This is a genomic window from Alcaligenes sp. AB3, assembly GCF_031844565.1.
Taxonomy (GTDB): domain Bacteria; phylum Pseudomonadota; class Gammaproteobacteria; order Burkholderiales; family Burkholderiaceae_B; genus Alcaligenes; species Alcaligenes faecalis.
In genome coordinates this window covers 228,872-241,238 of the sequence record NZ_JAUZVM010000002.1, presented here as the reverse complement: position 1 = coordinate 241,238, position 12,367 = coordinate 228,872, and the positions used below count along the sequence as shown (strand labels likewise).

13 protein-coding genes are annotated in these 12,367 nt (G+C 55.7%); 3 read left to right on the top strand and 10 right to left on the bottom strand.

Features of this window, described 5'->3' with window-relative positions:
• Positions 1 to 338 precede the first annotated feature (338 nt).
• From coq7 to Q9R35_RS06125, 6 genes are read right to left on the bottom strand one after another with little or no spacing between them, the layout of a single operon-like run.
• Positions 339 to 1,007, bottom strand: a complete 669-nt coding sequence (gene coq7 / locus Q9R35_RS06150) for a 2-polyprenyl-3-methyl-6-methoxy-1,4-benzoquinone monooxygenase (RefSeq protein ID WP_042482945.1) — start codon at positions 1,005 to 1,007, stop codon at positions 339 to 341.
• A gap of 31 nt (positions 1,008 to 1,038) precedes the next feature.
• Complete coding sequence (locus Q9R35_RS06145; RefSeq protein ID WP_042482941.1) at positions 1,039 to 1,674, bottom strand: hypothetical protein; 636 nt, start codon at positions 1,672 to 1,674, stop codon at positions 1,039 to 1,041.
• On the bottom strand, positions 1,674 to 2,309 hold the full coding sequence (locus Q9R35_RS06140; RefSeq protein WP_042482938.1) for an SCO family protein: 636 nt from the start codon (positions 2,307 to 2,309) through the stop codon (positions 1,674 to 1,676). The genes Q9R35_RS06145 and Q9R35_RS06140 overlap by 1 nt, the downstream gene beginning before the upstream one ends.
• Before the next feature lie 21 nt (positions 2,310 to 2,330).
• On the bottom strand, positions 2,331 to 2,918 hold the full coding sequence (locus Q9R35_RS06135; protein ID WP_026485026.1) for a cytochrome c: 588 nt from the start codon (positions 2,916 to 2,918) through the stop codon (positions 2,331 to 2,333).
• Positions 2,919 to 2,973: 55 nt separating this feature from the next.
• Positions 2,974 to 3,564: a cbb3-type cytochrome c oxidase subunit II gene (locus tag Q9R35_RS06130; RefSeq protein WP_026485025.1), complete on the bottom strand. Its 591-nt coding sequence runs from the start codon at positions 3,562 to 3,564 to the stop codon at positions 2,974 to 2,976.
• Positions 3,565 to 3,571: 7 nt separating this feature from the next.
• Positions 3,572 to 5,227, bottom strand: coding sequence for a cbb3-type cytochrome c oxidase subunit I (locus Q9R35_RS06125; protein WP_031232725.1), 1,656 nt, complete (start codon positions 5,225 to 5,227; stop codon positions 3,572 to 3,574).
• Positions 5,228 to 5,821: 594 nt separating this feature from the next.
• Between Q9R35_RS06125 and Q9R35_RS06120 the strand changes: the two genes are divergently transcribed.
• The 3 genes from Q9R35_RS06120 to Q9R35_RS06110 are packed head-to-tail and all read left to right on the top strand — an operon-like array spanning position 5,822 to position 7,546.
• The gene (locus tag Q9R35_RS06120) at positions 5,822 to 6,244 is read left to right on the top strand and encodes an OsmC family protein (RefSeq protein ID WP_194273434.1); all 423 of its coding nucleotides are present in this window, start codon (positions 5,822 to 5,824) and stop codon (positions 6,242 to 6,244) included.
• 7 nt (positions 6,245 to 6,251) lie between these two features.
• On the top strand, positions 6,252 to 7,052 hold the full coding sequence (locus Q9R35_RS06115; protein WP_042482928.1) for a thymidylate synthase: 801 nt from the start codon (positions 6,252 to 6,254) through the stop codon (positions 7,050 to 7,052).
• Positions 7,049 to 7,546, top strand: coding sequence for a dihydrofolate reductase (locus Q9R35_RS06110; RefSeq protein WP_063688822.1), 498 nt, complete (start codon positions 7,049 to 7,051; stop codon positions 7,544 to 7,546). Before Q9R35_RS06115 ends, Q9R35_RS06110 begins: the two co-directional genes overlap by 4 nt.
• A gap of 182 nt (positions 7,547 to 7,728) precedes the next feature.
• Here the strand turns inward: Q9R35_RS06110 and gcvH are convergent, their stop codons facing one another.
• From gcvH to dcd, 4 genes are all read right to left on the bottom strand, one after another.
• Positions 7,729 to 8,103 (bottom strand): glycine cleavage system protein GcvH, encoded by a 375-nt coding sequence (gene gcvH / locus Q9R35_RS06105; RefSeq protein ID WP_021446974.1) that lies wholly within the window; start codon positions 8,101 to 8,103, stop codon positions 7,729 to 7,731.
• An 86-nt stretch (positions 8,104 to 8,189) separates the two neighbouring features.
• On the bottom strand, positions 8,190 to 9,419 hold the full coding sequence (locus Q9R35_RS06100) for an NAD(P)/FAD-dependent oxidoreductase (protein WP_080723717.1): 1,230 nt from the start codon (positions 9,417 to 9,419) through the stop codon (positions 8,190 to 8,192).
• Between the two features lie 6 nt (positions 9,420 to 9,425).
• Entirely contained in the window at positions 9,426 to 11,699 is a 2,274-nt protein-coding gene (locus Q9R35_RS06095) for an arginine/lysine/ornithine decarboxylase (RefSeq protein WP_045930821.1), read from the bottom strand.
• Between the two features lie 9 nt (positions 11,700 to 11,708).
• A complete protein-coding gene (dcd, locus tag Q9R35_RS06090) occupies positions 11,709 to 12,272 on the bottom strand; it encodes a dCTP deaminase (protein WP_009461128.1) in 564 nt (187 codons plus the stop codon).
• Between the last annotated feature and the right edge of the window lie 95 nt (positions 12,273 to 12,367).

The window sequence follows — 12,367 nt, the reverse complement described above, 5'->3', positions numbered from 1 at the left end:
CAAGTTGGGCTACCAGATAAAGTATCGAGCCAGAAAGCTAAGGGTTATTACGCTTGTTTTTCCCGCTTTCTTTTCAACATCCAATAACTAAAGTCTACCTACAAAAATGGTGCAATGCAAGATAAATACCGTGGAAAACCCTTAGACGCGCATCTTGTGGCATTAATGCATCAATTTCCTAACGCAAATTCCCTGCCAGGTATCTAGTCGTTAACCCTAGGTCGCCAAACAGGCTCTAAGGTTGGCAAACAAAACGGGCCAGTAACTGACCCGTTTTGCTTGTCGCATCCATGAGGTCTCAACGCACAAGCACACGCGACTTGGCTCGGAGACTGCTTTTACAAGCGATACGCTGTGGTTGTCATGACTTTGGACATCATGCGCATCAAGGTTTTTACCGGAGGCGGCAAACCCGCTGCACCATGATTTTCGGCCGTGCGGCGATGCTCGATTTCGTCATCGCGCATTTTTTCCACAATGCGACGCGAACGATTATCAGTGGCTGGCAAGGACTCCAGATGGCTTTCCAGGTGTTCCTCAACCTGACGCTCGGTCTCGGCCATAAAGCCCAGGTTATACGGCACCCCTGCCCGGCTGGCGAGCAAGCCCAAGGCAAAGGAACCGGCGTACCACAAAGGGTTGAACACGCTGGGACGGCTGTCCAGTTCACGCAAACGATCATCGCACCACGCCAGGTGGTCGACTTCTTCCTGAGCGGCTTGCAGCAGTACTTCAGTTGCCTGGGGATCTTTGCACAGCATGGCCTGGCTACGATACAAGGCCTGGGCGCAAATCTCGCCCACATGGTTCACACGCATCAAGCCGGCAGCATGGCGGGCTTCGTCCACCGTGATCTCGGACACTTCCTTGCCAGCGGGATTCGGGCGCGACGCGCGTGCCGAACGTCCCAATACTTCCAGGGCCCGATTCGTCTCGCTCAGAATCTGGTCAAAAAAGCTATTGCGCCGGTACAGACGGGTATCGCTGTTGGAAACAGTATGGCTCATGAGGACACCTGCAAAACAAAATGGATGGGTATTATTGCCGCAAAAAGGCGATCACTGCCTTGCTCTCAGACAAGAGCCACAGCAATGGCAGCACACAAGCCATGATAACCAGGCCTATGCCGGCAATCTCTTGGTCGGACTGCAGATAGAAATTACAGAGCCGAACCGGATTGTCGTAATACAGCAAACCAACAATGGCCATCATCCAACTGAAGTTACCGAAAAAGAACAGGCGAAACACCAGGTGGGCGCGTCGCCAGGACTCCATGAACAACATGCCCATCAAGACCAGACCGATATATTTGGCGGTGGCCATGGGAGGCGATACCAGAACGTCGTCCAGTGCTTTGGGGACCATCCAGTAAGCCGCGGCAAAGCTGACCATGATCAGGCCGGGCAAACCATATTCATTCAGGGCGTAATACGGGCGCAGCAAGGCCTGCATGGCAGCCGAACGGCCTACGCCCTGATAGCGCAGGGCCAGCTGCAAGGTAATGCCTGACAGGACCAACAAAGGAATATGCACCAGCATGTGCAGACTCATGGAGGCCGTCAGAGGCCGGTCCCAAAAGGCGGCAGCAGCAAACAGGAGCGCCGCCAGCAAGGCCAGGGCACTGCCAAAATAAGGACGGACTTTGGGGGATTCGACGACACGCTTCAAAGACATTACATCGCTCCCTTCTTGTCCAGGTCCTCAAGGGCACGTTTGGCGTAAGCCAAGGCCAGCATGGGTTCGCCGTAATCCACAATACGCCCCAGACGCGGTTCCGAGCTGACAACGTGATAGGCCGCATTGTGCTCGTACTCATCAAAGGGGGCGGGAATGACAACGATGCCAAAATCGTCCAGCACACGCTGACGCTGTTCGCCGGGCATCATGGTGACAAATTGCCAGACGTCCGGATTGGCCTTCATGGTTTTGCTGTAACGGCGCAGGTGATCGGGCGAATCCGTAGGGTCGAAGCTGATGCTTAGCAGGCGTATACGGTCCTGCAAGCCTTCTTCCACAATCGCTTTTTGCAGTTGCTGATACTCCGAGCCCATCGCCAGACAGAGCGTAACGCAGCGGGTATAGATGAAATTGACGATGGTGATGCGACCATCATTTTGCAGCAGGGTGCTTAGCTGGGTACTGCCCCCAGCCGGGAGCAGTACTTCGACATCGGATATCAGACGCGGCGAGGCGGCTACATCGTTGCGACGGGCCGTCTCGGCTGTCAGGGCGGAGAACCCTTGCGTCAAATGGGCCAGTGCCCCAATACCCAGGGCGAAAACCAGGAGAATACTTATAAATAGTCTCATCGCTGGCCCATCATTTCAGTCCTACTCTTCCATGGGAGCCAGGTCGGCGTCCCCATTCCAGTGATCGGTTTTATCAGCTGTTTTTTCACGTTCGGCTTTGACAAAGGCCACGTCCACAGGATCGGCGCTATTGCCACCCAATTCAGTACGCAGGTAATTAACAACGGCCGTCATTTCCTCGTCATTGAACTTCTCGCGGAACTCGGGCATCGCACCATTGTACTTATTACCCTTGACCGTGATCTCACCCGTAATACCGTGCAGCATGATCTGGACCAAAACTTCAGGCTTGCGCAGCACCCATTCGGAACCCACCAGCGGAGGGAACACGCCTGGAACACCGGCACCCGTTGCCTGGTGACAGGCGGCACATTGGGCTACGAACAGCTGCTGACCATCTACCGCGCCTTCTGGCAATTCGAAGTCGGCAACGATACGGTTGTCGCCCACGGTTGCGTCATGGCTCAGGTCACTGCTGAAAATATAGTAGATGCCCCACAGGAACAGACCTGCAATGATCAGCAGAACCACCCAAGGGATCGGTGCTGCGTTTTCTTCCGGATCGGAATGCTCACGCAGCTGTGCTTCATATTTACGATTGTCGCTCATTCTAATTCTCCGAGGCGCCCCGCCTTGCGGGGCGCGCTAGCTCAGCAATGCCTGTTTATTTGATAACGCTGGCTGGCGCTACGGGATACGTACGATCCAGCGCCAACAGGTATTCAACCAGGTCCAGGGCCTCTTGCTTGGCCACAACCACCTTGCCTTCTGGTGCGAAATCACCTGGCAAGTTGACAACCTTGTCGCCTTCCTCTGCCTTGTCCTTGAGCTCGAACATGAAGGGGTAAGAAGGCATATTGCTGCCAGGAGTATAAGCACGAGGCTGATACAAGTGACCCAGGTGCCAGTCCACGCTAGGCTGACGAGCACCAATATTGAGCAGGTCAGGGCCGGTACGCATGGTGCCGAGCAGGTGAGGCGTGTCGTAGAAGTAGTCGCCTGCTACCGAGGCACGACCCCAGCCACGCTGGAAGTCAGGAGCCTGGTTCTGGCTGCGTGGCTGCTGCGAGTGACAGTAGACACAGCCCATATCAATGTATTGCTGACGGCCGCGCAGTTGCACTTCCGTGTAAGGCTTCAGGCCTGGAGAGGGCTCCACCTTTTTAACTTGCAGGTAAGGGACAACGACCAGAGCCGATGTGGCCAGGGCCAGCGTCACCATGGCGCCGCCCAATAGTTTGTATTCGCTTTCCATGACTAAATCATGCCTCCACTACATTGCGAGTTGCCGAGCGCTGGTGAAACAGGGCTGGACCAATACGACGGCTGCCATAGCGCAAAGCCATTGCCACAAAGTGGAAGGCAAACACAAGGTGACCCAGAGTCATCAAACCACCACCAATCGAGCGCGACTTCAGGTAAGGCATCGTGACAAACACCGACTCCATGAAGGCTTTGGCAGGATCAAGCATGGCCAGACCTTGCAACCAACCGCCAATGCTCAGACCAATAGCGTAGATGGAGAAACCAATCACAACCAGCCAGAAGTGCAGGGAGATCAGTTTGGGGTAAGGCCATTCCCAGGACATCACGCGCGGCATCACGTAGTAGATGGCACCGAACATCACGATGGTAAAGAAGCCGTACAAGCCGATGTGGGCGTGGGCAACCGTGAAGTGCGTGAAGTGGGTAATCGTGTTGATGCTGCGCAGCGCTTCAAAAGAACCTTGAATGGAGCTGACGGTGTACATCATGCCGCCCAGCACGATAAAGCGCAGGGTGGGCGAGTGAATCAGGGTACGGAAGTGACCCTTCATGGTGTAGTGCTGGTTGATCGAGAATGCCAGCACGGGGATGATCATCATCATGCTTTGCACGATGGACAGGGTAACCATCCACTGCGGCACAGGACCGCCAACCAGGTGGTGACCACCAACCTGACCGTAGAAAAAAGCCAGACCCCAGAAACCCACCAGAGACAGGTTGTAGGAGCTGATAGGCTGACCGATGATCTTGGGCAGGAAGTAATACACCGAAGCCAGAGCCATCGGGGTGTAGAACAGACCCAGCACGTTGTGGCCAAACCACCAGTTCATGGTTGCTTGTTCAACACCCACGTGCACGGCAGGCAGGTTACCGACCAGGAACAGGATGGGGAACCAGAACAGGGCTGCGCCCATGTACCACACCGACACATACAGGTGGTGAGCACGACGGTTTTGCAAGGTGAAGACCAAAGGCAAGGCTGCCAGAGCACCACCGATAACCATCAGAATATCAACCTGCCAAGGCATTTCCAGCCATTCCATACCGTCGGTGATACCCATCGCGATACATGTCAGACCGATAGCCAGGCCAATGTTCCACAAGATCCCGCCCGTGATGGCATAACGCGCACCGATCAGGGGGGTCTTGAGCAAACGAGGCAGCATCCACATGGCAACGCCGAACGCGGCCATTGGAGCCCAGCCGTAAGCCACACCGTTCAGGTGCAGCGTACGCATGCGACCAAAGGTCATCCAGGCGTGTTGCGTCAGAAATTCGGGATCGTGCAGCTTGATCGAGCTGATCAAGCCTGCCGTCGAGGCAAAGAGCAGCCAGAAGACCGAACAGGCCAGCAAAATGAAAGTGACCTTGGCGGAGGAGCGGTCGGCTTCCACGCGTTCTGCCAATTCAAGGCTCAGCGCCTGACGATCTTCAGCCGAAATTGCCTTGCGGCCCATTTCTTCTTGAAGTGCCTGACGTTGCTCAGGGGTGGCGGAGGGGTCATCTACCTGCCCGATTTCGCCTTTGGAGAAGATCTCTCGCGAAGCAGCGGGACTGTGGTCAAAGAAGTTACGGCGTAACGACCAGATGAAAACAAAGAGTCCTGTAACGGACAATATGAAAGCTAGTAGCAGTATTGAAACGGTATTCACAATGATCCAGGCCTGGTTAATGTGAAGCTGCCAAGCAGCTCGGCGGCACCTTGACGCGTCGCAGATCAAAAGAGCATGGACGCAAAAAATCTGCGACTGCCTAGGTCGCGAGAGCCGTCATGTTAAAACACCCGCTTGTGACGTCCGAATAAAGCCCCCATTGAAAGCAAGGTTTATTGAGACAGAACAAATACGAGCACGACATTTTTTGGTATACGGGCGACAGTCATTATAGGCGAGGGTAAACCCCTGTGACATATCTGTTTCAAAATGCCGTGTACCGCACAGCAGTTTATCCTAGGACAAACAACAAAACCAGTCTAAATCTTGCAAAGAGCATGGTTCTGCTCTGATTTGTCCATATGGAATTTCTTATACGGGCACGACACCCGCCACAATCAGCTGCGCTCAAAAGTAACAAGGTCCGAATCCGGGCCCCACATTTCAATTAGCAATAAAGCGGTAAAGATCCGCATCAAATCACGCTAAACCTGGTTTCCATCCGAGCGCGACACAGCCCTCATCAAAAAAGTACAATCACGACTATCAATCTACTGACGAGTCTTGGCTCGCACTGCAAACAAAGGAATTCATATGGAATGCACAATCGACTGGGGCGGCAAAGACGGAATGTTGTTCGTTGCCCGTACAGGCAGTGGTCATGTGACGGCCATGGACGGTGCACCCGAAGGTGGCGGCAATAACCTGGCCCCACGCCCCATGGAAATGCTGCTGACCGGCGCGGGTGGCTGTGCAGCGTACGACGTGGTGCTGATTCTCAAGCGCGGTCGTCATGCCATTACGGGCTGCCAGGTCAAGCTGATGGCCGAACGCGCCGACACCGACCCCAAAGTCTTCACCAAGATTCACTTCACCTTTGTGGTCACCGGCAAGGACCTGCCCCAGGCCGCCGTTGAGCGTGCCGTACAACTGTCGCACGACAAGTACTGCTCCGCTTCGGCCATGCTGGGCAAAACCGCCGAGATCACCTATTCCGTCGATATTCAGCAAGCCTGAGGCCCCCATGTCCCTCTATCCCTACGAAGACCTGCTGCGCCTGGTCTACACCCAAGGCACTCCCAAAGGTGACCGCACAGGTACCGGCACGAACTCGGTATTTGGTCACCAAATGCGCTTCGATCTGTCGCAGGGTTTCCCGTTGATCACCACCAAGAAGCTGCACACCCGCAGCATCTTTATTGAATTGCTGTGGTTTTTGCGCGGTGAGTCCAATGTGCGTTGGCTGCAAGAGCGCGGCGTATCCATCTGGGACGAATGGGCCGACGAGGACGGCAATCTGGGCCCGGTCTATGGCGTGCAATGGCGCTCCTGGCCGACCCCCGACGGTCGTCACATCGACCAGATCAGCCAGTTGGTGGAACAGATTCGCAAGAATCCCGACTCGCGTCGCCTGATCGTCTCGGCCTGGAACGTGGCGGATGTGGGCCAGATGGCTCTGCCCCCTTGCCACGCCCTGTTCCAGTTCTATGTAGCCGATGGCAAGCTGTCCTGCCAGCTCTACCAGCGCAGTGCGGATATTTTCCTGGGCGTGCCTTTCAATATCGCCAGCTACGCTCTGCTGACCCATATGATGGCCCAGCAATGTGATCTGGAAGTGGGCGACTTCATCTGGACAGGCGGCGACTGCCACCTGTATTCCAACCACTTCGAGCAAGCCGAATTGCAGCTGTCGCGTGAACCACGCCCCTACCCCAAGCTGACGATCAAGCGCAAACCCGCCAGTCTGTTTGATTACGAGTACGAAGACTTCGAAATCACCGACTACGATCCTCACCCCCATATCAAGGCGCCTGTTGCCGTATGAGTTCCACCCCTTTTATTCGTCTGGTCGTTGCCTATGCGGCCAATCGCTGCATAGGCAAGGACAACGACCTGCCCTGGCGCCTGCCGTCCGACTTGCAGCACTTCAAGCGCGTGACCATGGGTTTGCCCATCATCATGGGCCGCAAGACCTGGGAGTCGCTGGGCCGTCCTTTGCCTGGCCGTCCAAATCTGGTGATCAGCCGCAATGCGGATTACCAGGCAGAGGGCGCACAAGTATTCAGCAATCTGGACGACGCCCTGGCCGCTTGCCCTGGCTTTGAGACAGCTTGCGTGATTGGTGGTGAGCAACTGTTCCGTCTGGCCCTGCCCGTCGCACAGGAACTGATCGCGACCGAGATCAAGGCTGACGTGGACGGTGACACCTTCTTCCCCGCATTACCTGCTGGCGAATGGGAAGAAGTTGAACGCCTGCCCCAGCCCGAGGAAAACGGTTTCACTTACGACTACGTGACGTATCGCCGCCGTAATAGTTAAGAGAGCCACGAAACAGGGGCCAGAGTTTCGCTGCCCCGGAACCAAGCTCTAAGCCCAAAAGCTTACGCTCGAAGCCAAATAAAAGGCCTGAATCCGTGGAATCGGATTCAGGCCTTTTTTACCATCAACCCGCCTGGATCAGGCAGAGCCACCGCGTATTCCTGCTAGCTCAATATCTGAACTTACTCAGCCACCGCGGCATAAGCAGGGCCATCCAGCAAACCTTGCAGGTCAGCGGGATTGTCAGCCTTGAGCTTGAAAATCCAGGTATCAAACGGGGCTTCGTTGATCAGATGCGGCGCATCGGACAAAGCCTGGTTGAACTCCACCAGCTCGCCCGCCACAGGAGCGTAAATGTCGGAAGCGGCCTTCACCGATTCCACCACGCCCGCTGTTGCACCGGCGGCCAAACGAGTACCGGGAGTGAAGTCACCCACAAACACCAAATCACCCAATTGGTCCTGAGCAAAGTCGGTAATGCCAACCAGCACGACACCGTCTTCATCCTTGGCCCACTCGTGGCTTACTACGTACTTTCGATCTCCTGGCAGTTGCATATTGCCTCCCTGACAAACCAGCCCACAATCCTGTTGATTTCAAAAGCGGCCGCAAAAACTGCGTCTTGCCGCTCCCGCTCGTTTACTTAGCTTTGACCTGCTTGCGCCTTCAGTGCACGTGCACACGCCGCCGCTGAAGCCCAGGCCCATTGGAAGTTATACCCGCCCAGCCAGCCAGTGACATCCACCGCTTCACCAATAAAGAACAGACCAGGTACTTTACGTGCTTCCATGCTTTTCTGATTCAGCTCGCGTGTATCCACACCTCCGCTCATCACTTCCGCCTTTTTATAGCCTGCGGTGCCACTGGGTTTCAACTCCCAGGCATTAATCACCTGCCCCACCGCGCGCAATACGCGATCCGGCAAATCGGCCAGACGTTGCTGCCCCACTCCTTTGGGCAACAAGTCCGAGGTATCCAGCCATTGCTCGACCAGACGGCGTGGCCACAAGGTCGACAAGACGGTGAGCAACTGCTGGCGACTACCGGCCTTCAAATCCAATAACTGCTGCGCGATGTCCTGACCGGGAGCCAGGTCCACACTAATAGTCTCGCCCGACTGCCAGTAGCTGGAAATCTGCAAGATACCCGGCCCGGACAAGCCTCGATGCGTGAACAGCAGATCTTCCAGAAAAGCCTGGCGTTGCTTGCCTTGTCCGGTGCTGACTTCCACTTCCAAAGCCATGCCGCTCAAGGCAGAAAATGGCTTCCAGTCCCGACCATCAAAGGTCAAAGGTACCAAGGCCGGATGCGGTTCGATCACTTTCAAACCGAAGTGACGCGCCACACGCAGGGCATAGTCCGTGGACCCCAGCTGCGGAATCGCCATGCCGCCTGTAGCAATCACCACCTGCAAGGCATTCAAATCCCCCAGGCTGGTACGCAACACAAAGCCTTCGTCGCTACGGCCAATGGACTGCACCGAACAGGGCATGCGCCAGGACACCTGCCCTTTCAAACACTCCTGGCGCAGCATCTGGATAATGGACTCGCTGGAGTCATCACAGAAAAGCTGGCCTTTGTGCTTCTCATGGAAACCGATGCGGTACTCTCGCACCAGTTCCAGAAAATCCTGAGGGGTATAGCCCGCCAAGGCCGAACGGCAAAAATGCGGGTTCTTGGATAGAAAATTCTCTGGCGAAGTACCCGTATTGGTGAAGTTACAGCGCCCTCCACCGGAAATACGGATTTTCTCGGCCAGCTTTTCAGCGTGATCAATCAATACCACTCGCAGGCCGCGCTGGCCTGCGATACTGGCAGCCATCATACCGGCCGCACCTGCGCCGATGACGGCAACATCAAAAAAAGGGATCACGCGGGTTTACTCGTTGGTTTCAGACTCAAGCACGCAATCTACGTAGTAGCGCGGCAGTCCATCGGGGCCAATATCCTGCGCCAGTCCATGCACATAGGTTTCAAAGCCGGGGAAGCGGGCATTGAACTCGCGCGCGAATTGCAGATACTCCACAATGCGCGAGTTAAAGCGTTCGCCAGGAATCAACAAGGGAATACCGGGCGGGTAAGGCGTCAGCAAGACGCCCGTCACACGGCCTTCCAGCTCGTCAATGCCAACGCGTTCGATATCGCCGTGCGCCATCTTGGCATAGGCGTCCGAGGGTTTCAGAGCGGGAATCATGTCGCTCAGGTAAACCTCGGTAGTCAAACGGGCCAGATCGTACTTGCGGTAAGCCTGGTGAATCTGCTGACACAGATCACGCAAGCCCATGCGCTCGTACGTGGGCTGGGTCTTGCAGAAATCCGGCAAGATGCGCCACATGGGCTGGTTGCGGTCGTAATCGTCCTTGAACTGCTGCAAGGCGGTCAGCAAGGTATTCCAGCGTCCTTTGGTGATGCCAATGGTGAACAGAATAAAGAAGGAATACAGGCCGGTTTTCTCGACCACCACGCCGTGTTCGGCCAGATATTTGGACACCAGAGCGGCAGGAATACCCTGCTCGGCAAAGGTGCCGGAAATATCCAGGCCGGGAGTCACGACCGTCGCCTTGACCGGGTCCAGCATGTTGAAATTGGTCGACAACTTGCCAAAGCCGTGCCATTCCGCATCGGAGCGCAGAATCCAGTCCTCGCGCTCGCCTATGCCCTCTTCAGGCAGAGTGTCCGGGCCCCAGACCTTGAACCACCAGTCGTTCTCCCCATATTCCTTGGATACCTTGCGCATGGCGCGACGGAAGTCCATGGCCTCGCAAATGCTTTCCTCGACCAGGGCGGTACCGCCGGGCGGCTCCATCATGGCCGCAGCCACATCACAGGACGCAATAATCGCGTACTGCGGGCTGGTGCTGGTGTGCATCAGGTAGGCTTCGTTGAACACGTTGCGGTCCAAGGGGCGGTTTTCCGCATCCTGCACCGTAATCTGTGACGCCTGCGACAAGCCAGCCAGCATTTTGTGCGTGGAGTGCGTGGCGTAAATCATGGTGTCTTTGGTGCGTGGACGATCCGCACCAATGGCATGCATGTCGTGATAGAAGTCATGGAAAGCCGCATGCGGCAACCAGGCCTCATCAAAGTGCAGCGTAGGGATCTTGGAATCCAGGGTTTCCTTGATCATTTCCACGTTGTAGATCACGCCATCGTAGGTACTTTGCGTCAGCGTCAGAATACGGGGCTTTTTGTTCTTGGCCTTGCTGGCAAAGGGATTGGCCTCGATCTTGCGCGCAATGTTTTCCGGCAGGAACTCGTCTTGTGGAATGGGACCAATAATGCCCAGGTGGTTGCGCGTGGGGCGCAGGAACACTGGGATAGCGCCCGTCATGGTAATGGCGTGCAGGATCGACTTGTGGCAGTTACGGTCCACTACCACCACGTCGTTATTGGCCACATTGGCGTGCCAGACGATCTTGTTGGACGTGGACGTGCCGTTAGTCACGAAAAAGCAGTGGTCGGCATGGAAGATGCGGGCGGCGTTGCGCTCGGCATCGGCTACCGGGCCGGTGTGGTCCAGCAACTGACCCAGCTCGTCGACCGCATTACAGACGTCAGCACGCAGCATGTTTTCACCGAAAAACTGGTGAAACATCTGGCCAACCGGGCTTTTCAGGAAGGCGACGCCACCCGAGTGCCCAGGGCAGTGCCAGGAGTAAGAGCCGTCAGACGCGTACTTGACCAGCTCACGGAAAAACGGCGGTGCCAGGCTCTCCAGGTAGGAGCGTGCTTCACGGATGATGTGACGCGCCACGAACTCGGGCGTGTCCTCGAACATGTGAATGAAGCCGTGCAGCTCGCGCAAAATATCGTTGGGGATATGCTGCGAGGTGCGTGTCTCGCCGTACAAATAGATGGGGATGTCCTCATTGCGGAACCGCAGCTCGCCAATAAAGGAGCGCAGGTTCTTGATCGCATTGGCGACATCCTCCGGGGAATCCACATCGAATTCCTCATCATCAATCGACAAAATGAAGGCGCTCGCGCGGCTTTGCTGTTGCGCAAAAGAACTGAGGTCACCATAGCTGGTGACCCCGAGAACCTCTACGCCTTCGGCCTCTATCGCCGAGGCCAGGGCTCGAATGCCCAGGCCCGACGTATTTTCGGAACGGTAGTCTTCGTCGATGATGACGATAGGAAAACGAAACTTCATCCAGAACTCCTAGGTACGAGGCAGGGTAACGCCTAGCTGACCTTGATATTTGCCGCCGCGGTCGCGGTACGACACTTCGCACACTTCATCGCTTTCAAAGAACAACATCTGTGCGCACCCTTCACCGGCGTAAATCTTGGCGGGCAGCGGGGTGGTGTTGGAAAACTCCAGGGTGACGTGGCCTTCCCATTCGGGTTCCAGCGGGGTCACGTTCACGATGATGCCGCAACGGGCATAGGTGCTTTTGCCCAGACACATGGTCAACACACTGCGGGGAATACGGAAGTACTCAACCGTGCGGGCCAGCGCGAAAGAATTGGGCGGAATAATGCACACATCACCGACAAAATCCACAAAGGATTTTTCATCGAAGGCTTTGGGGTCCACGATGGTCGAGTTGATGTTGGTAAAAATCTTGAATTCGTTGGCACAACGCACATCGTAGCCATAGCTGCTGGTGCCGTAGCTGACGATACGTTGTCCGTCTACATTACGCACTTGGCCGGGCTCAAAAGGCTCGATCATGCCTTGGGCAGCAGCCCGCCGAATCCAACGGTCGCTTTTGATACTCATAAGAAATTAGCCGCCTTAAATCAGTAACCGGTTATTTTATCGTTTAGATACACGCACAAGCCAGTTGTGGCGCAAATATGTCATTTGCGCCACAA